Below are 23,455 nucleotides of genomic sequence, written 5' to 3'. Positions count from 1 at the left end.
GATACCGCAAACCTGCCGTACTCGCTGGCGTTACGAACTGAAGCTGCGCTGTGCTACCAGTCTGACCACTTGCAGGCTGCTGTACCTGATATGCCACCTGATTGCCGGTACCTGCCTGATAGCCACCTGACTGAGGGAACCAATGGAGTGTGACATCGGATGAGTAACCACTGATATCCACCGTTACTTGTTGTCCTGCTTGATTACTGACCTGGTCAACGCCACCAATATAATTGGACTGGACCTGGGTAATCACTAACGGTGAGACGACATTCAACGCTGCAGGTATCCGCTGAACACCCTGAGCAGTATTAATTTGTAAGGTTTGTATACCTTGAGTGGGAAGTGCTGCGGTAAAGGTTAATGCTTGGTTTTGTGGGTCATAGGTGAGCTGCTGCTGTGTCAACTGCAACGTACCGAGCTGTAATGAGGTGATATCAGCTAGACCACTGCCATGTAAGGTAAATGTGTAAGGTTGATCTTTAATAACCAGTGAGGGCTTCACACTGGTAATCTGCGGTGGTGCTCGTCCCAGCACAGGCTGTGTTGTTAAGCGCCAGGGAATATCATGTTGGAAACTCACGCCTTGCACCACTTGTGCTGGCTCATTGACTAACCGTAATTGATAGAGTCCTCCCACGGCAAAGGTTGAGCCTGATGGCTCAAGCACTACCTGCCGGCCATCCAATCGGGTTGTATGAGATAGATCATCACCACTTTGTAGATTCGCCAATTGATAGCCTACTGACCGCCACTGATTAGGCTGGGCAATACTCAGCTGCAGTGGCTGCTGCTCACTGTAAAGCTGTTCAGGTTGCGTTTGACTATTCAGCACAAAGGGTAAATCAATAGAGTAAAAAGCATGGCTATCCCACCACTCCAGCAAGGTACGACTTAGCTGTAACCCTTTTAAATAATGCCCTACGGCCATAGGGCTGGTCATGGTAACAAGCTGCAACCTTTGCGAATCAGTCACCGCCCTATCAACGCTAATATCGTAAAAGCGAATATGTGCCTGCTGAGACTGCACCAGCAACTCTCCGCTCCAAGCATAGTGATCGTTATCAGTCGCATCAGGTATTGAGGCTGCACCTAGCAGTGGCTCAGCCAGCCCTGTGATCAACGAGGCAGTATCATAGACATACAGCGTATTTCCACTGACGAGTCCTACTCGATGTTTATTGATTAACAGTTGCTGCAATGTTTGCGCGGCAATAGGCTGCGCCACAACAAGGGTTTCTGGCTGACTCAGTTGCCGTAACTCCAGCCACCCGGCTTTAACAACAACTAAATAGTAATCTGTAGCAGCAAGGCCTAATATTGGCAGGTCCTCGCCTTGATCCCGCAAATTCAAAGACAACCAGTCACGGCCATTCAGTGTTGTTAGCTGCAGGATATCCCCTTGCTGACGCAACACATTAACCCCACGTACCAAGAAACTATTGGATGTAGCTGCTGTGTTAGCTTGAGCGGTTGTATTACTGCTTGCCACATGAACTAACCGGTTGAGCAGGCTGGGCTGATACACATTGGTCAGCTCATACAGCAGAACGTCTTGACTCGTTTGCAGAATCACCCCCAACGTATTGTCATTAAGGGTGATGGCTGCAGGATGCTCAGGCAGTGAAAGTTCTGCCAGTAAAACCGGAACGGCACTACCTGCCGTGCTATACAAGCTCAGGGTTGTACCCCGCGCAGTCACCAGCAAATCCTGCCAGCGTGCCACCTGGTTAACCGCCAGGAGCTGCTTCTGTCCTTGTAAGCGGACCTGCAGTGATATATCCCGTTGCACGTCTTGCTTAAAGCCATCATTGCTCACGGCTACCTGCAGTGGTCCCAACACATTTGCAGGAATGGCTAACTCTAATAGATTACTACTGACCAGTTTGACCTGGGCAACACGGACGCCGTTGATGCTTACTTGGGTCTCAGCGGATAGTCCTTTTCCCTGAATGGCGAATGCTTGACCACTGTTAAAGACAAATGTCTTCTGGTTTGGCTGCAGTTGACCATTGACCCAAGCACCAATCGCTTCAATCTGAGGGTCAGCGATAAACGTGTAGGCCGCCGTTAAGGTCGAGGCCAGTGGGCCATTGGTGACTTTGATATTGACAGCCCGATTCTGTGCTTTCGCCAGAGCATAACTGGGCAGCTGAATCACCAGCTTATTGGGAGAGCGCTCAATAACCTGTTCAGGGGACAATAGTAAGTCCCCGATCCAGACCTGAGTATCCAGGCCAAACCCTTCCCCAGACAAAGTTAATGCTTGCCCCCCTCGCCAACTGCCAAGTGCCTGATCCACTGACCGCAGTACTGGCTGTGCAGCATCAGTGGTGGTCACTGCAAATGCATAAGGCTGGCCCAGCGTCTGCCCCTGAATATCCTGCCAGGCAGATGCCACGCTTACTTGATAACGCTTATTCGCCAATAAAGGCTGGGCTGGGGTAAAAATTAACTGTGAACCCTGGTTATTGACCCGTTGAGATATATAGCCTGCTACAGGAGTAGTTTCCCCTGCGACGGTTAAACTGAAGAGCTGCTCATCAGCGTTACTCACCTGTGTGGCATCAAGTATTCGGTTAAATTGCACCGCAACAGTACCCTCCACCGCTAAGAGTTGGCGTGCTGCAGGCTGTTGATCAATAACCATCAACTGTGAGGGCAAAATCGTATTAATACCTCCCCCCATATGATTTATACGAGGAATCACTTCATTACTGACAGGATTTTCCCTTGCTTCACCATCTTCATAAAGCAGCGCTGTACCTGCATACAAAGCTTTAGCTGTGACAGCCAAGCTGGTGACATTACCGGTGATGCCATAGGCTTGTATCAGTTCAGGTCGCTGACTAAAGCGACTGGCTAACCAGTCAGCCACATTAAACACCTGAATATCCCCTTGGCCTGCCACCACATATAGGTACTGCCCTTGTAGCCTCAACTCACTGGCTAACAGCTCACCTTTTTCAAGCTGTTTCAAATTCAATGAAGCCACTGGCACGTAACGCTCACCTTGCTGTGGCAAATAGGCAACGACTGAAGCATTACGCCCACTGGCTAGCCACAGCAAGTCTTCCGTCACCATGATGCCATGCGGGGTGAACTTATTACCGGCCATATCCTGGCAATCCAGTACCTGCTGTTGCTGGTAGGCCCCAGTGCTCAACGCCAGTGCTTTGACTTGTTGGGTTGCCGGCAAAGTGAGCCAAAGCTGTTCAGGGGTAAAAAAGAGTAAACCAGGCTGTCCACCCAGATTTTGCGCTTCAATAAATGCCAGCTCAGTCAGTTGTTGGTGACTATCGATTTGCAATACCTGTAACCCCACCTGAGTAGCAACATACAGGGTGTTTCCTGATGCGACCAGGTCTGAAGCTCTCCCCCTCAGCGAGAACTGAGTAATCAACTGTGGTTCAGCCGGTAAACTGACATCAAAATAAAACAGCTGCTGCCCACCAACCAGATACAGGCTATCGGCTACCTGCCTTATTGCCGTAAATCCATTGGGGGTTAGGCCTTGGGGCACAGCAAAATGATAGGGTAGTGTCTGATCCGCAATATTTTTTTCAATCAATGCAGGCCTGACCGGATCAGACAGGTCAAAGACAGACAGTCGTGCGACATTACTGGTCAGCCGTTTCACCACTTCACCTTGCGGGTTAACCACATCCATACCACCGCCAGTAACGGCATAGAGAATCTGCTCTCTGGCTAATACTTTTGCTACTGGGCTAGCACGATCACTGGCAAGCTCAGTGCTTCCGGTACCAGTCCCTGTATAAAAGTAAGCATCGGTGCTTTGGGCCTGTTCACCAGGGAACAGCGTATTTTGGGCTTGCAGGATCACATCACCGAAGCTGCCCGCAGGTGCCCTTACTCGCAAGTGGCGACTACTTAATACCTGTAGATCCCCCGCTACCGCTTCCGCAAAACGTACCTGGGTTTGATGGCTGAAGCCCAACCCATAAATATCAACCCAATTACCACCTTGTGGGGGACCAGTTCTAGGTCTGAAATCAACAATCTGCTGCTTCGGTAAAATGACCAGAGCACCATAGCGTGTCGCTTGAGTGAGGGTATCCAGGCGTTTAATGGTTAAGGGGATTGACTGACTGGCATCAGCCATGGCCAGTGCGGGAACATTAATCGTCAGCTGACTATCCGTCACATCAACAATGTCAGCTGGATTGAGTATTTGACTGCCCAGTTTGATGTGGAGGTTGGCTGTATCTGTACCAAAGTATTTCCCCTTGATAATCGCTTGCTCCGAACCATCAGCATGGAAGTAATGACGCTGCTGTTTTCCGGCAACCAGGCGCTTCACCTCAGTAATGGCAGGTTGGTGCTGATCATTCATAACATAAGCTTGATCAATAACACTCGCCAAACTTCGGCCTTGTAAATCCACCAGTGTTGATGACACCTGCAACCGGAGCACGCCACTGTAACTCAAGGTATCTGCCAGCGTAATGATGACCTGCCCGCCCTCTAGTGTGTTACTGGCTTCAATGCGATAATTGTTGCTACTCAGTGAGCTGCCATTGGCCTGCAACAGGCTCACACTACTACCAATGACACTGGACTCGGTATTGATCAACTGGTTAAACCATAGGGTAATAGTGGCTCCAGGATGCAGCACACTGTCTTTCGCTGGCATGACTGAGGCCAAGGCAAAAACCGGACTCTGCGTGACTCGTAACCCTCCCTGTTCAGCTTGCAACACCTGCCCTCCGGTACTTGCAAGCTCAACCTGCTGCTGAGGATTTTGCTGCCAATACCGCAGTGACCATTGATCATCCTGCTTCGCCAAAATCAACGATGTATCTGTGGTTGCCACAGTCACTTGAGAGGGCGAAACTTGCAGCGCTGCAGCATATTTAGCACTGGCCAAATCCCCTCCGACATTCGCCCTTGGCACAGCCACCACCTGATAATTCACGGTAGGCTGGAGTTGATCAAAGATCACTAATGACAGCTTGCCTTGATGCACAGTCAGCACATAAAGCTGACCATCCTGCCATGCCACATCCACAGGCATACCAAGTAGGCGCTGTTCACCACTCCCAGCTTGCTGCTGGGCATCATTACTGAAGGTTAAGGTAGGTAGCGCCGCAGCCTGGGTTAGCCCTTCTCGCTCCAGACTAAAGAACCGTAAATACCCCTCACCTAAATCATTCGCCGCCACCAGAGCGAGAACGCGTGTTTGTTCAGCCGTAGGTGCAGACAGCGCAATATCCATGGCGGCATAACCTGGGGTTGCTACATTCGCCACCAGCAAAGGTGATGCCTTATCTTGAATATCCACTACCTGGACTCCACCTTGCCCATTGGCTAAAAATAAGGTGTCATCCCAGCGTTCAATGCCAGTCACTGGGTCTGTCATAGGCAGCTGTGACAAGCGCACAGGGCGGTCCCACAAACTAATGTCATAAAGCTCTAAACCAGCATTCATCAAAAATCGATTACTGGCAGAGCGTGACTGACCTGACTTAACCCCCACGGCAAGATAATTATCCCAGCGGGTGACAGCCCCTATGGTCATCGGTGGATAGTTCGGCAAGCTGATGGCTAAACCACCAGGTAAGGTATATGACATATCACCAACATAGACCTCTTGCTGACTGTTGCCGGTGGGGATGCGTAACCAAACCTCATACAGGTCAGCGGCTAATACGGTGGGGGCCAAAAAGCTAAAGGCCTGCTGACTTTGTACGTCATCCTGTAATTGAATCGCCTCCGCACCTGCAGCTTCACTTGTTAACGCTTGCCCACTGTAGATTTCCTGATCACTGTTACGTGCTTTTAGCAGGACCGTGGTACCGGGCTGGAGTACGGGTTTATCAACCGTTACATTAATACGCTGCCCACCTTCTTGATCGGTATTATCCGGGGCTAGCCAAAACTTGGCTGCCGTCAACGGCGTCGCATCACTGATAATCACCGCACCCAGCCAATCCTGCTGATACCCGGCATGACTTAACCGTAAGTGATATTGCCCAGAACTGAGGGGGAGCATGTCTAAGGTGTGAGCAGGAATATGCAGCGTATTCTCATCAATAAATGACAGGGCAAGCGGATACTGGTTTAGCTGAGCCTGCATGTCTGCACTAAAGCCACGCCCATGGATAACAACCGGAACTTCTTGATTACCATAACGAACCCGTCCCTGACTGACATTATGAATTGAGAAAGGTTTAAACGACTGGGCCGCTGTCTGCAGTGACTGTTTAAAGGGTAACCATAAGTCACGGCCTCGCACCGTATTGGCTTGATTGACGGCCAGCTCATAAACAGCGTTGGGTTCAAGGCTCACTTTAAACTGAACCGCTGTGCTGGCAGGTGCATCAGGCGCAGCCTCAAAGGTGATCGGTACATTTTGCAAACCTTCGGGTACTCGACGTTGCAGCACCAAAGCACCTGGTTGCTGGATACTTTCAGTGCTGACCAGCTCATTAAACTGTACAGTAATTAACTGCTGATCCCCGGGAGAAACCTTATCTCCTGCTGTAATGAACGGTGCTTGATCATTAGTCTGGCTACCCGTTTGCTCTCCTCCTACCTGAACCCCCATCACCAGTGCACCAGGTAGTTCAAACTGGCGTAGCCCCTCATCGGCCACACCAATCACCCGATCATTATGAATGGCCATATCCCACACCGGCTCATCATTACCCGCTGAAATCACCTTGGGAGACTCTGGGTCAGTCATATCAATCATGACAAGACCCTGCTCAGTAGCGACCCACAGGGTATTACCCTGAATACGCAGGGTACGGGCAGCATACTTACCTGACGGACTAAGCTCATCTAAACCAATCCGCACGCGCTGCTCAGCCGCATGCAGTGGTACCAGCTCAACGCCTTGTGTACCTAACGCCGCAATGAGATAGGTTGCAGCCATAGGTTCTTGAGAGTCAGGCTGAACAGCGGCCTGGTAAAAGACAAAGTCCAGTACATTACCCTGAAAGTCATAGTTCGCCTGTAATGCAGGATCAAACAGGTTTACCGCCATTATTTGGCTGGTTTGGCTGCCACTTTCAGGCGCTCGCAACGTTTCACCTGACCAGGAAGGACAATTGCCCCATAGCACCGCAGCGGGTATTCCTCCTGAATACAACCAGCCTTTATGATAGCGCCCCCTTTGCCCTTTTAGCTGGGCATTAGCCTGGACACTGGCTAAGGCATTATCCGTTACCTGCAGTGGATCCGTGGCCACCTGATAGTTAACTGGAATCAAGGCATCAGGTTCAGCAGGAATGCCCACAAAACTACAATTCTGAGGTGCTTTGATACCGTCTGGAGGATCTGGCTGAGCTGTCAACGCAAAGACACTGTTACCCTGCTTAATGATATCCGTGGTCAGGCCATTGATATCGGTATCACCTAGCCATTGCATTGCATTCTGATCATCCAGATTTAACCGGCTGATCCCTCCCACACCACTGGCGACATAAAGCCGCTGCCGGGCAATACTATTTTCCCATTCGGTGACGGGATAAATCCGGCTGGAATCCAAACCAATGGTTAACGCATAACGACCTTCCTGACTGAGCAGTTGCTGCTCGGCACTGGATAACTGCAATGACGTGCCTTGCATTAATGAAGCTGCCGCCTGTTTTTGCTTCAACGATAGTATTTGCCCCAGCTTCACCAGTTGCTGGGTATCCCCCGTTAATGCAGGTGCCCCCCCTACTAATAACGGATGTAGCGGGTCTTGCACTGCAAACGCAGCAGCCCGATAGTTATCCGGAAAGGCAGTACGCTCAACAGGCACCAGGGTATAGCCCTGCTGTAAATAGCCCCCATTGGTTAAAACAATGCCCGATGCTGGCAACACGTTCAGCATCGTTGGATGCACATTACCGGTGTTCAGTACCACCTGTTGTTGTAAGCCATAGCCATAGCCCCGTTCTCCTTCCAGTAACGCTTGATGCCCAAAACGATCGCGCCCACTGACCGTATGTTTACCGGGTAACCCTTTCGGTGTTACCAGCTTCAGCTCTCGACTGGAAAGCACCTCAACCTGGCTGACCGCCGTATCACCAATCCAAATCTGCAAACCTTCACTGACTGTGGTGCCTGGCTCGAAGCCTTGCCCCAGCACTGTGACCGTTTGCCTACCCGCTGCAGGCCCCCAGCCAGGATTGATGCTGGTAAAACTAAGTGGTGCTGATGCCGTAATGGCTCCTTGCAGCCGTTGCTGTTGCGTTCCCAAGGCAGCAGATAAATCATAAAGACCGGGTATCGATAACGGTGGAATGGTTAGTTTTGCTAGCCAGATGCTCTCGTTCTGCTGGTCTGGCTCAATCGCCTGAGGCTGAACACTGACGCCGCCCACATAAAACTTCAGCTGGGATGCATGTGCTGCGGCAACACTGACGGCTACACTGACCTCGGTCGACTGTGCTGTTGACACATGGTGGGGTGTGATATTAACCAAACTAAACGCAGGGTCTTTGCCACTATTAAAATAGAGTGTGTAATAAACATCCTGCGCCAGACGGTAAAGTACCTGACTAGTATTAGCGATGGTACTGGCCACCCCTGCTTTTACTGCAAGCTGTAATGGCTGCTGATCCTGCAGGGCTTTAACATGCTCAGCGGCTAAGGTCAGCAGCACATCATTATGCTGTAGGGATACCTTAGCAGGTAATGGCTGCCCAGTAGCATCGTTCAGGCTAAATAAGCCCTTATTGCTGTCTAACCCATCCACCACTTTATTAAAGCGAAGTATGATCTCTAGAGCTCCTGAGGGTAAAGCACTGAGCTGCTGCTGCGGGTCAATATCATAGATTTTAAGGGATGCATCAGGCACCACCTGAGCTACCCACTGGGCATTGCCTGACTGGCCTGCACCCAAAGCCGTTGCACTACCCGCCACCACTTGCGTTAAGTTATTACCCTGATAAGCATTTAAGCTTGCCACAATAACGGGCTGTGTCGGGTCCGCAATATCCACCTGTACCATCCCTTGTTTACCCAGCGCCAGGTAAACCAGATGGCCATTGATATCTACATCGTGAACAAAACCGACTTCACTCAAGCGCCTGACAATCACTGGCTGTAATGGATTACTGATATCCACAATCACCAGCCCTTCAGCACCTGCCGCTAAATAGGCAAAGTGACCTTTGACCTTGACCCGATTCGCAGCCACAGGTAACTGGCTCAAGACAACTAATCCGGAGGCTGACTCAGTTCGATCGCTGGCAGATGATGCAGCTTGCTGTTCAACAATAAACAAGCCACCTGCTCCCTCATTAAGTTTGAAAGACTGATAATCATAATCTCCCCCAACCGCAACATAGACTGACTGCCCAGGTATACGCTCTACCTCCAGAGCCTGAGCTACATCCAGTACTGGAGTTTGTTGTGGCATCAGCTGCTGGTCAACCAAGTAGAGCTTTTGCTGATAAAAGCTATCCACCAAGCCCACACCAGCACGCCCCATTGCCACTAAGGATTTATAATTTTTTACGGTTAACCCCTGTGCCACCTCACCTGGCAACGGCAGGCGCTTAATAACCGTGGTATTGGCTAAATTCAGCGCATCAACGGCCAACACCATTAACTCGGGTTGACTCGGTTGACCATCTTGCAAACGTACTGCTGTGACAAATAAACGATCCACCCCCTGTTCAAAGTAAGGCTCAACATCCAGTGCCACCAATCCCTTTGGTAACGCTATTTTGGCGAGAATACGGTCATCAATGCCGTCTTTATTTAGGTCCACCCGATTTAGCAAATCATCTGGGTTAAGTGGGTTTTCAGCACGGCTGGTATAGCGACTGGCCTGAGCATCTAAAATCAGAATTTCACTGCCTGTCGAGGCAAATAAATAATTTTCAGTCGGGTCAAGGGCTAATGCCAAAATACGTTGTTTTTCGCCTCCAGCAATATTCGACTGAACAGTTTGTTGATAGGTAAAAGCGCTACTCAGCACACCTGCTGAACCATCTGCTTGAGCAACCTGAATATCAACAGTGCCTAAGGGACCTGGCGGGGTAATAATTTCCAGGGTATTACTGTCCAGCACTTTAATAACATCCGCAGACAACGACTGATTGCCCACTTTAATGGCCATGCCTCCGGCATCACCTCTAAACCCTTGGCCTAAGATACGCACCCGTGTTCCCCCGGTCAGTGGTCCTTGGCTAGGTGTGACGGTACTCAGCAGCAACGGATCAAGGTACTGTACTGCCCCAACAAACTGGGCATAACCTCCTTGGTCAGTACTTGCTTCCAGAGTGGCAGGCCCTGCCAGCTGCCGAGGGGCCCGCACTTGATAGCGCGTACGCCCATTGCCCAAGTCAGTTTGGCTTAGGGTCTCCAATGGCATACCCGACAACTGTAGGCTCAGATTACCGCTGACATTATCCAACTCAACGGTGACTTCCCCGCCTTCGATGGTCAGCGCACTCGGAGTTACTTGATGAATCACCAGTGGCGCTGCAGACAAAGCCCCTGTGGTAAAGTCCATTGTGAAAACAGGTAGAGTATCACTGCGTCGATCAGCGCTGCTCTGTAAACGCAGCTGATAGGCCTGATTCGCAGCCAGGGTGGAACTAGGTTGTAAGGTAATTTGGTTACGCTGCTCATTTAAACCCAAAGTAAAGGGGACAGCAGTGGGCGTTGCGGTACCTGATGCGTCCCCGTTGATTGCCACAAACTCAATTTGTGATGTCAGCTGCTCAACCGTCAGGTTAACTGGCCGAGTTAATGTAATAACCGGCTGGATATCACGTCGTACGTAACGCTCATTGGCTACAGGTGAGGTCTGAGCAATATCCAATAGCACAGGATCCACAAAATACAGCTGTGACTGGTTCTTGCCTAATGGGGTTGCCAACGCAATCACGCCGTTAGGCGCATAATCCATAGGGGTTTGATGCCAGAACCAGAAGGGCACATGGAGTTCACCCACACAACGACTGGTAGGTACTGCCAAGGCATCCAATAAGCTGATTTGTGCTGGCCGCGCAATATCATAAAGGGCTAAGTAGGTAGCATACCCCTTACACTCACTACCAAGCAGCCCTTGAAATGAGGCGGCAGCAACACTGGCAGCCTGCATTTTTTGCGCTTTGATGGTACCGGGTACGGTAAAGTTAAACGACTGATACTGCCCTTTCACTTGTGGATAGGCTGCCTGGCTGGCATCCAGCAAAGTAATATTACGGCTGGTGGCAAGTAATGGGTTAGTGGGTGTCGTTGCCGTTAAACCATTCAGCTCACTCACCCCCACCTGTGCCAGTGATGGCTGGCGAATATCATAAATCACCCGATAACGATCAGTCGTAACATGCAGATAGTGCTCCACGATGGCAATATCCACTACGGTTAATGGCACCGTTCGCCCTTGAATCAAAGCCGATTCAATCTGGCGAATTACCACTGGCCGCTCTGGCTGATTGATATTGACTACCGCAACCCCTTGCTTATCCGCCGCAATAAAGAGTAACCCATCTTTAGCGACCATTTTGCTGGGAGTAGCGGTAAGGGGTAACGGTAAGGCATAACGCAGGGTTCGCTCGGTACTGGGCGCTAATACACTACTGTTGCCAGTACCAGAGCTTGAAGTATCAAATACAGTGGTATTGGCTGGATAAACCAGTAGCGCGGTCCGATTATTAAACTCGGTTTGAATATGCTTAAAGTGATACCCTTTTGCTGAGATATACAACTGCTGACCATGAACCAGCATTCCCTGAGGCACCAGATCCTGAGGCAAGTTGTAATACCCTAAACCATGCACAGTCGCTGCTTCAGCCAAGCGGCCAGGCTCATAATGAACCAGTGATATCCAGCCTGGTGCAAAATAATGCTCAAACTGTTGCCGATCATAAACATGGTCAGGGGCTACACCATCTGTAATACCTGCACCTAATACATAAAGCAGGGGTTGGCTTGAATCAAACTGCAGGTCAACAATTTGCCCAGGTGGTAAACGACCTGCATCCTGCAAAAAGTCTGTAGGCTTACCTTCAGCCAGATCGGCTAATAGTTCTTGGATTTTGTTGGCTGCTAAAGGTGCTGAGCTGATCAGTCGGCGATCAACTGTCAACTTGCCGTAAAATAAAGCATTTCGCCGGACAAAGCGGCGCCCTAGCTCATCCTCCACTTCAATATCAACAAAACCACGATAATTTTCATCGCCAAAATCAGGTACGGTCCACTGCATGCGCTCTGCGCTTTGCAGCTGTAAGGTGCCAGCACCTGGCGTAAAAATCTGTGCTGTTGCAGGCTGCCCTGATTTATAGGCAGTGACCTTAATCCTGCTATGAAAACCATAACCGACAATGGCCACCTGATCGTTTTCACCCCGCTGACTGGTATTCACCACCGCTGGGGTCAAGAAAGATATTTCCAACTGATCAACATACGTAAAGCCTCCTAACAACACATCGGATAACTCATATGCATTAGTCACTTTGACGGCAGCAGGCCCCGCATAGTTGGGGACTGTTGTTGCATAAAGGGTATCCACCCCTGTGAGATCATCATGCTCAACTCGACTGACCACTAGTGGCTGTCCACCTACTACTAGCTTGGGCTTATCACCAAAGTGCTTACCAGTAATACGAATTGGTGTACCACCACTGATATCACCAGCACTGACACAGCTATCAACGGGTGTGTTAGCGGCTGACTGCGCACAAATGCGCTGGATTTCAGGTGTTGCAGCATTGAGAAAGCGCTGTGTGGTAAAGCCAAATTGATAGTCTTCACTGAGCGGATAACCGGCTAGTGGCTCCAACCCAGCCGTCAACGTTACAAAATACTGCTGATTAGGTGCCAGATTGAAGCCCTGCTTGCGCTTAACCAGAAGCGTCTGACGACTCACTTCATTACCGGTTGTTGGTTTGTAGGCCAGCTCAAACTGATCCGTAATCAACTCACCGACAATAGGATCTCCTACCTTGATTTGAATCGATGGGCGAACAGCCTCTGCCTGCTCAGCCGCAAGCGGTGCTGAGAACATCACTTCGATCGCCGGTAACTGCTGCCCCACATCATATTGATTCAGCACAGGAGTATGCTGCAGGATAGACAGCTCTGGCATTTCAACCCGTGCAATCCCACCTTTACCCGTTGCGACCTGCAAGCCACCGCGGGCAAGGGTAATGCCTCGAGAGGCATAATCATCTAATGTCGCCTTAGCCTTGGTTAACACTGGAATTGTGGCATCAATGGTCGGGTCATCGACTTTGCTCAAATCGATCATTTCTACCAGAGCTTGGGCAGGCTTATCTTCCTGGTCAGAGTAATGCATGGTGACATAGGCTAAATGCCCTGACACATGCACATCGTACATACCATCTGCGACCAGGTCAGGCCGGTTAGGTTGTAGCTCAACCACTTTGACCAGTTGCGGCTGGAAGGGATTGTTAATGTTGATGATGTTGAGCTGGGATGCGCCGCCATCCCCTGCCATGTCAGTCACATACAGCCTGTCACCTTGCAAGGTCAACCGGTTGGCAATACCCAAGGTATCCAGCTGTGCCACTATCGGTAGTGCTGGGTCCGCCAGGTCAGCGACCACAATACCCTCGTGAGAAGCGGCAATAAACGCATAATGTTGGTGAACCACCACATCTCTGGCATAACCATTGGGCTTAATAAACCCTATTTTGTAAGGAGCTGTCGGGTTACTAATGTCAAATACCTGCACCCCACCATAGCCATTGGCTACCAGCGCCAAGTGATCTTTACGGGCAACGCCATAAACATCTTCGTAAGGGAGCTGTATTCGCCCAGTGAGCTGATAAGCTAAACCAAACTGCCCATCACCATTACGATGAGCAAATAATAATAACTCCGCTTGCGTATTGGTCAGATCAATACGCCCTGTGGCCTGGTCTGCTGAGCCACCCCAGTCTTGCTCAATTTCCTGCGCTAAAGTGGTGACAAAGGTATGTTCATTCTGGCTGAACGCCTCAACATTAACATTATCCTGCTGTGAGGCAATTTTAGCCGCTAATACCAGATCAGAAGCAGTAGTAATCTCAGTGATGGTCCCAGTAAATATTTCTGCAGCACTGTTGAGTAGCGATGAGTAAACGTAAAAATTACCCTGTGCATCCCCAGCTTTTTCATCCACTGCATCCAGAATAAATATCCCCGTACGTGGTGGTGTTTTACTTTGGCTGGTACCCTCAATATGACCTAAACCTTGCTCATAACGCATCGGGTCATGGGTGGACCAAGCGCCCACCATCGCTCCCTGTAGGCTATCTGAAGTCGATGACTGGCGAATAGATTTAAACTGATCAACGGCGGTGTAATACACCCCACGCGCTTCAGCAGTATGCCCTTCTGCGGGAGCCATATAGCGCCGCTGACTGATCGGCCAGCCGACTTCATAGTAAGCTGTTTCTTCTACGGTATGGGCAGGTGTCACCACCTTTGTCACCACCCGGACCCGTTCATTACGTTCACGAGCCCGAGATAAAATCATGCCACTGCTATATTCTGCCCAATAAATATAGCGATGGTTTTCCGGATCACTTACCGGGATAGCGGGGTCATTACTGGTGGTCTGCTTCAATTCCAACTCATCACTGGCTAACACTTGCCAACCACCCACAGATTCATATTCACGCTGCCAGCTCATTGTTACCCGCTCAATGGGGGCACCAATATCATCGACGGCAACCACTGCTTTCAGTGGTTGTTCTGCTGTCAAAATATCCCGGTCAATGGGTGAGAGTATGCTGATTTTCGGTGGAACCGTATCTCTGACTTGCCCCACTTGCAGTACTTGGCTTTGACCCACCTGGCCCTGCTGATCATAGGCCAGCGCTTGTATCAAAAAGCCATCCACACCTTCTGGTGCAGGCAAAAAGGCCTGATAAAGATGATTTTGTGCTAATGAACCTGTCAGCGCGCCTAGACTACTGGTAACGGTTCGTATGGGCTTGCCATTAACATAAAACACCACATAGTTAATGCCATCGACACCCAAATCATCAAACGCTTCCACCACCACTTCCAGCGCCGTACCCGCAATCAACGCGCTACTCGCATTAGTGGGTTTGACAATTTTAGCCACAGGTGGAGCATCTGCCGTAATAGTCAAAGTGGACGGCCGGGCAAAGTCTGTAGAGGCAAAACCATCCACATCTTTAACATTGGCAACAAATCGAATGCGTTGGCCGACCCTGCCTTTTGGAATCTGCCAGTCAAACTGGAAAGGCGCAGCAACATCTTCACCTAAAAAGATAAGCTCAGTGTTATTGCCATCATCATCTAATAAGCTGTAATAAAGTGCAGCACTGGCAACCCCTTGCTCCGGATCTTGTCCCAGAACATTGAGTCGTACCCGCCGGCCTTCGGCCATCTCAGACTGTTCACCTAAATTAAAGCCCCGGTTATCTAATAGCTGGATATTGGTCACCGTCGGAGGCTGGTTGGCGACCAATTGAACTGCTACCGATTGTTCAGCCGTATTACCTACTCCATCATAAGCAATAAATTTTACCTGCAAGGGCAGCTGTGACACATTGCCTGCATTTGACTGACCAGTTAAGTAGGTTGCCAGCGACTGGACACTGAAACTACCCGCATAAGGTGGTGCAACCTGAGTCTGTTGTTGGACCACCTCGTTATCAGCAAACACTCCATCCTGATTTTTATCGACCCGTAACTGCGCTTCTAAGCGCGAAACCGCCACATTGTCATAGATTTCCGCCGCAAAAGGCAGAACTCGTAGCTCAGAGATTTGTGCCCCCTGCTGAGCGGGTGCCTTGACGGCAATAACCGGCGCTACCTGATCACCCTCTACATTCAGCTTACGTGGTACAGGGGTATAAATCGTCCGTGGGTTTTGTTGGCGCACTTCAGTGACACTGGCCGTTAAACTAATCGGCTTGCCCGCCTGGCCATAGGGTAAGGTTAATAAAAACTCATAGGGAAACTCGACATCAGTCAGTACTTGGTCACCGCCAACCAACCCTGAAACCTGTAGGTTAACCCGATCCACCCCGACGTCATCAGCCGCATTGAGCTGTACCAGAACAGACTGGCCTTCAATAAAACCCGCCCCAGCATCAGGTTTTACCAGGGTAATAAGGGGGGCCTGATCGGTCTGAGTGTAAACCGTTAACTTTTCACAGGCTGGTAGTTGATTAAAGTCTGTTAAAGGACAGCGATGCCCATAGGTATCGACTGCTTCCACCCAAAGCTCTACTTGATTGTCAGCCGCTGAACCCGTGTTCTGATAGGTTGGCATAGGGACTTGAAATCGATACGGAGGCTCATTTTGGGTAAAACTATATTCGCTACCATCAGCATAGCGTGCTGATAAATTGACATAAGCGACCCCGACATCATCTTGAGCATTTACCAACACCTCTAACGCTGTAGACTCCACCACCTTCTGGTTTGGCTGGGGTGTCATGATATCGACAATGGGCTGCTCATCCGGTTTAACGAGAAACGCCACTTCACGGTGAGCTTGACGATTTTTATCGGATGCCTCCAAGCGGAACCAAACATCCATACGCTCCACTTGCTGACGGCTTATCGTCGGAAACAAACTAAGAATGCGAGACTGGGTATCAATATGCACTAAATGCCGATATAAAGGAGAGTCTATATTGAGGGTGGTAACTGGATTGAAGTCTACTGGAGATGTATTTTCATAGCGTTGAATAACCGTGTAATCACCATACTGATAACTACCATCCTTTAACTTAATGCCATAACGCTTTTCCAGCACCAATTGCTTCACTTGTACATTATCGTACCCCTGTAACAGCAGGGTCATATCTGCACCTTCTATTGCCCCCACCTCAACCGCAGGTCCCACAAATACGGCAACAGGTGGAATATCATCCGCTTTAACCTGTATGCGCCGCTCTAAGGTTGCCACTGCCGACTCATTATCAGCCCAGGTCATTTGCAATGTCAGGGGTTGCTGGGTATCCATCAATAGCTCAGGCAGCGTCAGCACATAGTAGCGCTCAACCATATTTTCTTTAATCGCGACTTCTGCTGCGATACGAGGGTTATAGAGCGCCTCATATCGATCATAAAACCCTTGCAACACGACATTAATTTCTTCTTTTTCCAGTTTCTCCCTTTTAACATCAGGCTGTGAGAGAAAGACGGGCATACCATTGACGCGGAAGCTGGGAGAACCTTTCATACCTCGATCATCAACCCCTAACACTTTCACCAGGAGCTGTTGGGTGCCTGCTACAATAAACTGGTCCTGAGCAGGGGATTGAATAGCTATTTGTGGCTGGATATTAGCTTGTGGGTAGACTAAAAAGTGCTGGCGGGCTTGCTGCTGGGCATTATCTTCAATAATAAGTTCGTACTGTGTGGGAGCCGTTTCGTTAAAATCAATACTAACCTGCTCATCAGCTACCAGATTAGGTGCATTAGGACAGGATACCCCATAGCTTTTCTCAAACAGGGTTTGTATGGGAACCCCTTCCGCTGACAACTGACGCAGAGTAACTTTAGAGACCCCGGTATCGTCAGCCCCCTGCCAATTGACTGTAAAGCGACCACCATTTCTGACCCAAAACTCGCCATAACTCAATCGCTCCAAATCCTTAATCGCCCTAGCCTGATCATGCCAACCTGTCAGCTGAATGGTGGGTAGCTGGTTTTGCTGTATGGGGAATAAAAACACCTGACGTTGCTGATTTCCTGACCAATCAACAAGTTGAGCAGTCAGTGCCAGATCGCCTGTCAATAAACCAGATGGCACAGTATAGGGCAGCTTAACACTGGTTTGACTTGCCTTAGGGCTAAACGCACGTAACAGCTGTCCTTTACTATTCATTAACTGAAGTGCTTTTATTTGCGTGGAATTATCTGCCAAGTTGAGTTCTAAGAAGAGCTGTTGCTGGCTGATGACATGACTGCCTGATGATGGGGATAATAAGCTCAGCTCAGGAGGCAAAGTATCCCCCCTGAGTTGCCAATGATAAAGTGGGTTTAGCTGTTGCATATCACGCGTATGAGTGGCCCGGTCAGAGGCACTGACTAACATGGCCATAGCCATATCTGCCTGAGTCATTACTGATGTCAACACCTGCTGTTTAAGCTCTGTTTGAGCTTGCCGCGCAGACAGTAACTTAGGTAAATACAACAGCGCTTCATTTTGCTGCTGATCACTGACTGCTACCATAAGTGACGCTAACAACTGATCACTTTGCGCCAGCTGAATCACCATGCGCCGTAGCAAGCCATTCAGTACTGGATTGTTGTTAAGCAGGCTAATTTCCAAACGATGGGTACCCGCTACCTGCAAATCTTTTAAAGCTAACTGCCCGTCATCAAAGGTCTTGGTGAGGATATCGGGCTTAGCCAAGCAAAGATCGTCTGTATACCGAGTTACCTCAGCTGTAATGGGGAGTGCATTCTGTTGACCATCTGTAAAACGAATCACTGAGTCAGATGTAAGTGAAGGCACAGGCCACAGCGTCATTTGCTGTTGCTTAACACTTAATACCAATTGATCTCCAACCCAAATTTGGCCTGTCCAATTTCCGGCTTCTGGATAGGCCAAGGTCAGGCCTGGCATATTAATCATCCGTGGACTGGGTGAAGTCACTGTCTGCTGCTTAACCTGTTGCTGGATCTGGCGTGAAACCTGCGTCGATGATGAATCATCAACCTTTAAACCACTTAAGGTTGTGGCAAGCGGAAAGAGCCACACAGGGTCTTCTCGACTGACTGCATCATCCTCAACCTGGATAGCCAAATCAATACGACTGCCCTGGATCTGTTGAGGCTCACTGGTAACAACTACCTTGGGTGGCTGATCTGCTATTACCTCTACTGCACGTGATAGTAATGCCGTATTGCCAAACTGATCTTTTGCCTCTACTAATACATCAAACTGATCATTCACCGCTAAGTTAAAATCAGCCAGTGGTTTACTGAGTGCTGACACTGAATGATGTGGACCATTAATTCCTTCTTGTTGCTGGACAATGACTTTGTCATTCCCTTTAACGACATAAGAAACAACAGAAGCCAACAAGAAATCATCCGTAACAGAATAAGAAAACGCTAACTCATCATTACTAAACTGTTGGCTTTCTGGACGTAAAATCGATATCTGTGGTGGTGTTTTATCAGGGAGCAACCGAATGACCAATGACTCCTCAGCACTATTTCCCCCTTTATCCGTTACTGTCAATGTGCCCGTGAGCGGCTGGCGGGCATAGGTGAGAAAATCCTGATTGGAAAAGTTAGCCAACAAATCAAAATTTGAATAAAAACGACTCCCTTTCATAAAGGTACCAAGCGTTAATACATCCTGTACCACCTCCTGTTTTACTTCGTCTTTGCGTCCAATGGAAATGCCAGGTGTTAATAACTGGCCATTAGCATCTTTAATAGCCAGCACTATGCGGTCAATAAACTGATTATCACTGGCCACCCCTGTTAATGTCAGCGCTTGCCCTGGTAAAATATCAAACTGGTTACTGGTGAGTGATACCGCAGGTGGCTCTGCATCATGTTTCAGTTGAAGCGTGACGGCAGCTTGCTGTGTTTGACCGCTACTGTCTTTGGCTTCTACGATAAGCTGTGCCTCATTGCCGCCAACCGCTTTGGGGACCCGTACATCATGATGATGATAGTGTGCTTGGCGAACGCTAGAAGCTTGCGTATTACTGCTCGCCTGATCTGATAATTTAAAACTATGGATAGGCTGCTGTGTTTGGTCAGAAAAAAGCCAGTAGGCGGTGAGTGACTGCAATTTACGGTCATCACTGGCAGCCACATTAAGCGCAAACAATGCTCCTTCCATAAAAACACTGTTAGTGGCAGGCGTTCTTATTGAAACCTGAGGTTTCTCATCCTGAATAATGGTGTAGGTTTTGGTAATAATGGCCGATTCATTATCATAAGTATCCTTACCTGAAATACTTAATGTAAAAGAGGGTTGGCCATTAGGTACAGTAACAGGTAGCCGTTCTTTAATACTATTTGTCGTATAGTTTTTTTGGTAAATGGATTGACTATCCAGCAATACATTAATTTGCTTAATACTTGATGCATCTTGAGCAGAAAAATCTAACTGAATTTTCTCACCCGCATAATAGTTTTTACCTTCATCTGGCCCAAAAAGTGTAATTATAGGTGGCTCATTATCTTGTGAAAAGGTAAGTGTTTGCTGCCGAGCTGGAGAGCGCTGACCTTTGTTATCAACAACAAAAAACGTCAAGTCAACTGCAGGCAAGCTGGCTAATGCGGGTTGATCAGCCAATATCAATGCAAAATCCTTAATCAACTTTTTATCAATTAGAAAATCTGTCCCGCCAGCAAAGGTTTTTGCGAATACAACATCACTGGTGTTAGGCCGCCTTGCTTCCACCACCAGATTATTGACACTAATATCATCCTCAGCCACCAAGGTAAATAAATAAGGCTTGCTCAATAACATCGGTTGAACATTTGCTGGTTGGAATTCTGTTATTGCGGGTGGGTTATCTTTCGAAACCAACAGTGTTTGTGTAAGTTTTGCTGTATTTTGCTGCTGGTCACTCACATTAATTCTTAGCGAAAGTACGTCACCTGTATCCTGAGTCACTGTGGCAGGACTATTCACTAACAACGCTAAAGAATATGCATTGACTGCACCCGGAATAGTTTTAATATCCTGTCCAGTAAATGTTACCTGATCATTTTCATCACCCGTTAATTGATAACCTTGACCTTGCTGATGGCGTAATCCTTGTAGCAAAATTGAGGTAGTAGCCACATTATCATAGCCTGCTAATTTTAAAACGAACTGCTCCTGCTCAATGACCTTTAAGTGGCCATCACCCGAGTATTCTGAGGGAGATACAACATTAACCACCGGCGGTTCAACATCTTTGCCAATAACAGCATTCACCACATTACTTTCTGCCTGTTGCTGTGCCGTATCAAAAACCATGGCTTTTACTTGAACAGGTGTTTCTTTTTCTAAAACAGGTGGCGTATACATAACACTAAAAGGCGGCCGAGTATCCGTACCGAGTAATACTTCATTTACATAAAATGCTACCCGTTGCACCCCTAAATCATCCGTGGCCGTAGCCCGTATTTCAACCGGAATATCTCCCGTCATGACAGTTCCTTCAACGGGATAAGTTAAGGCAACAGAAGGTTTAGTATCAGCTTTTACAGAAATAACAACAGGCGAACTCAGTGCACGTTGCTCATGAACATCAATAGCTTCTGCCTGTAATTCAATAGAACTGCCAATGGCTTCAGCAGGTACTGAGAGTTTTATTTCCCGTTGGGTATTACCTAAGTTATACGCTGTGCTTTGCTGTTGAGTGATATCGATTATTTGTTGCTCTTCAATCATTTTCCCATTGGCTGAAATCCTTAATGCCGTTCCTAGCCAAAGAGTATCATCAGATACATCCACCTTAATGGTTATTTTTTCACCCGCACTGACATCACGCCCGGTTAAAGGACTCACAATTTTCACAATGGGTGGTTTATTTTTAAAAACCCGAATTAACTTTGCAGGGAGCTGTTGCTTTTTTTGTTGAGTATTCGTTATTTCTGCATACAGTGATATTGCTGTTTCATCTGTGCCAATGGGGTCAAGGTTGATATTAGTACGCCATAATTCAAAAAAATATTTTTCTTTCGTAGGCCCATCTCTGAGTGTAAATTGCGGATAAGTAATTGGTAATGTTGGTTTACCATCAATAAAAAAGCGTACCGACTGGATAGATGAACGTGTTTCACCTTTGCCCATGATGCCTAAATCAATCGCTAATTGAGCCGTTAATGATGTGCCCTCTGTTACCCGCTTGCCTTCAATGGGTAATTCAAATTGCACTTCTGGAAAAACACCAGCCTCATCTCTGACCACTTGTGCTGTAAACTGGTCAATAGACGACTGGCCCAACGTATCATAAGCAATGGCTTTTATCTCAACCTGCTGACCTACGAACCGATCCGGAATAGGCAAGGACACCTGAAAAGGTGCAGCAGAAGTACTCGCGACTAATTGATTATTCAAATAATAGTTAACCTCATTAATACCTACATCATCTTCGGCATCAACCTGTAGTGAAAAAGCCTGCTCAGCAACTAATTTACCAGCAGGTTTAAGTTTAAGAAGAGGTGGACCATCTTTTGCGGATACGGGTATTGCTAACGATAAATTATTGAGTGAGGGTACCGTTACCTGTAATTGTGCAGGGGCATTTTCATCAATACTGTGTTTTGCTAATAGTCCCTGCTCAGTAGACAGCTCAAGCCGTGTTTTTTCCTCTACCTGTAATTGATAGTCTACTGCAATGTTATTGGGTAAAGCCGTCACCGTCCCATCATCAAATACCACAAATAAGTCTTGCCATGGTTGAAACTGATTCAACCTAGAAATCATTATGGGGTCAACGGTACCCATTTGATTAGTGGCTAAGCGGCTAACACGCTTATTAAAATCAATTGTGACTGGAATAGATTGCGTATCACCGTTGGGGAAGGCAACCTTGATTTCAACTGTCTCACCAGCCGTTTCCTGTAAGGGATAAACAGCCCCTTCTTCACTCACCCATACTTTGTTAGGTGCATTTGTTGAGTAACTTACACCCCGACCACTCCCCGACAAAGCCACCTCTCCACGGTATTGATAATTCACCATTGGAATAATTTGGAAGTTCTGTAGTGAGTTAGAAAAAACCATTGCTTTAGGGATAACATGAGTACTTAAAATGGCTTCTTCGGTACTTTCTGACAATGTCATCATTTCAGCAATGGTAGTGCGATTTCCAGAACTATCGACACAATAAGCATCAATTATCACCATGCCATTTTGGATGGCTTCTTCTACCGAAATATCAGCGAGTGGGAGTTCCAAAACAAAAGATGTTTGCTGTTCATGATAAGGGTAAAGTATTTTTGTTGTCGCTGTGGCCGCAAATGCATTATCCAATGCTTGATTTAAAATTCCACTGTAGCGCCTAAGGTCTGAAATACGGACACCTTTGACATTAAGCGCAATATAGTGAATATCTACATCATCACTTGCCGTTAAATCAACTCGCAAGAAACCTTTTCCTTCTTCTTCAGCAACACTGACCTTCTGTAAGGTCAATTGTGGTTTTTGAGCTTCCACACTAAATGTTTCTTGAACTTGCTGCGTAGATCCATCAGCCAGCTGCAACGAAACGCTAGGCAACAACTGCAATTTATCAAAGTCAATACGTAAGCTACAATTTCCTTGGCTATTCCACGTCATTTCATCAGGCAAATAAGTCTTACTTAATTCAGGCACTACCACTTTTAATACCTGCTGGCAGTCTGAAATTGATAGCATATAACTGAAAGATTCTTGCTCTGATCGCCCTGTTAATGAATGCACAACGCGAATATCGCTATCAACCCCATAAGCGGATGCTGACAGAAAAAAATAGATCATTAATAAAATAACGATCTTGAAAGATGAAGGAATAAAGGAAGCCTTTTTAAAATACTGCAT

Annotated in this window: 1 protein-coding gene (only partly in view); it reads right to left on the bottom strand. The window is 48.0% G+C overall.

Annotation, left to right across the window (positions count from 1 at the left end):
• Positions 1-23,455 carry the 5' portion of an Ig-like domain-containing protein gene (locus F607_RS0102525; RefSeq protein ID WP_027706783.1) on the bottom strand. Its footprint begins 21,620 nt before the window's first position, so only the first 23,455 of its 45,075 coding nucleotides appear in the window; its start codon is at positions 23,453-23,455; the stop codon falls past the left edge of the window.

This window comes from Zooshikella ganghwensis DSM 15267 (assembly GCF_000428585.1).
Lineage (GTDB): Bacteria > Pseudomonadota > Gammaproteobacteria > Pseudomonadales > Zooshikellaceae > Zooshikella > Zooshikella ganghwensis.
This window is presented reverse-complemented; position numbering and strand designations above follow the sequence as displayed.